1 protein-coding gene is annotated in these 2,111 nt (G+C 71.5%); it reads left to right on the plus strand.

Annotation, left to right across the window (positions count from 1 at the left end; translation table 11 throughout):
- The coding region (locus AC1DP0_RS21240; protein WP_478088448.1) for an ArnT family glycosyltransferase at positions 1-1,990 on the plus strand (1,990 nt) is incomplete at its 5' end.
- Positions 1,991-2,111: the final 121 nt, after the last annotated feature.

Here is a 2,111-nt window from a genome sequence, read left to right on the forward strand (position 1 = left end):
CTCCCGACCCCAGACCACGCCGCCCGACGCCCGCGCGGGTCGTCCCGGTCGGATCCGGCACGTCTGGCGCGGGGCCGAGGCCGACCCGAGCTGGGCCCGCCCGGCGCTCCTCGGCCTGCTCCTCCTGACGCTCGTGCTCTACACGTGGAACCTCACCGCGAGCGGCTACGCGAACTCGTTCTACTCCGCCGCGGTCCAGGCTGGCAGCGCGAGCTGGAAGGCGTTCTTCTTCGGCAGCTCCGACGCCGCCAACTCGATCACCGTCGACAAGCCGCCGGCCTCCCTCTGGGTGATGGCCCTGTCGGTGCGGCTGCTCGGCCTCAGCTCGTTCGCGATCCTGCTGCCGCAGGCGCTCATGGGCGTCGCGACCGTGGGCGTCGTCTACACCACGGTCAAGCGCCAGTTCGGTGCTGCTGCGGGTCTCATCGCCGGGGTCGTCCTCGCGCTGACGCCCGTCGCCGCCCTGATGTTCACCTTCAACAACCCCGACGCCCTCCTGACCCTGCTCATGGCGCTCGGCGCCTGGGCCACGATCAAGGCGATCGAGCAGGCCTCGCCGAAGTGGATGATGATCGTGGGGGTCTTCATCGGCCTCGGCTTCCTCACCAAGACCCTCCAGGTCCTGCTCGTCGTGCCGTTCTTCGGGCTCGCCTACCTCATCGCCGCCCCGACCACCCTGCGCAAGCGCATCGTCCACTCGCTCCTGGCCGTCGGCACCATGGTGCTGTCGGCGGGCTGGTGGGTCGCGATCGTCGAGCTCGTCCCGGTCTCGGCCCGCCCGTACATCGGTGGCAGCCAGACGAACTCCTTCCTCGAGCTGACCTTCGGCTACAACGGCCTCGGCCGCCTCAGCGGTGACGAGACCGGCTCGGTCGGCGGCGGTGGTGGCGCGACCGGTGGCGGCATGTGGGGCTCGACCGGGCTGTTCCGGATGTTCTCCTCGAGCGTCGGCGACCAGATCTCCTGGCTCATCCCCAGCGCGCTCATCCTCCTCGCAGCCGGCCTGTGGCTGCGTGGCCGTCGCCCGCGCACCGACCTGCCCCGCGCGGCCTACCTCGTCTGGGGTGGCTGGCTCGTCGTCACGATCCTCGTCTTCTCGTTCATGGCCGGCATCTTCCACGAGTACTACACCGTGGCCCTCGCCCCGGCGATCGGTGCCGTCGTCGGCATGGGTGCGGTCGAGGCCTGGGAGCGCCGATCGAGCGCCGTCGCCACCATCGCCCTCGCCGCCGCGACCGCCGCGGCCGCGACGTGGGGCTTCATCCTCCTCTCGCGCACGACGGCTTACGGTGACTGGCTCCGCATCTCGGTGCTCGCGGTGGGGATGGCCGCCGCTCTGCTCATCCTCGCGACCCGGTGGATGCACGCCCGGGCCGTGCCCGCCGTCCTCGCCGCGGCGCTCGTCGCCGGCCTCGCCGGCCCGGGGGCGTATGCCGTGTCGACCACCTCCCAGGGCCACAGCGGCTCCATCGTGACAGCCGGTCCCGCCGGGTCGAGCCGTGGTCCCGGTGGCGGGGCCGGCTTCCGTGGGGGCACCCCGCCCCAGCTGCCCGGCCAGACCGGCAACAACGGCACGATCCCGCAGGGTGGCCCGCAGACAGGCGCCGGGGGCGGCATGGGCGGTCTGCTCGACGCCTCGACACCGAGCACGGCCGTCGTGTCGGCGCTCTCGGCGAACGCCGACCGCTACACGTGGGTCGCCGCAGCCATCGGCTCGCAGACCGCGGCAGGACTCCAGCTCGGCACACAGCTCCCGGTCATGGCCATCGGCGGCTTCAACGGCTCGGACCCGAGCCCCACGCTCGCGCAGTTCCAGCACTACGTCGCCAACGGCCAGATCCACTACTTCGCCAGCGGCGGAAGGGGATTCGGCAACCAGAACGGTGGCAGCAGCGCCTCGTCGGAGATCAGCTCGTGGGTGGAGGACAACTTCACCCCCGTGACGATCGACGGATCGACCTTCTACGACCTCACCCAGCCCGTCCAGTGACGACGATGTCCGCCTCCTCGTCTCTGCCGCGAATCCGCCTGTCGCAGCAGCTCGTCCGCTTCGCCGGCGTGGGTCTCGTGTCCACCGCCCTGCACCTGGGCCTCTTCGCGGCCCTGGTGCG

This window comes from Terrabacter sp. P5_B1, from assembly GCF_056400505.1.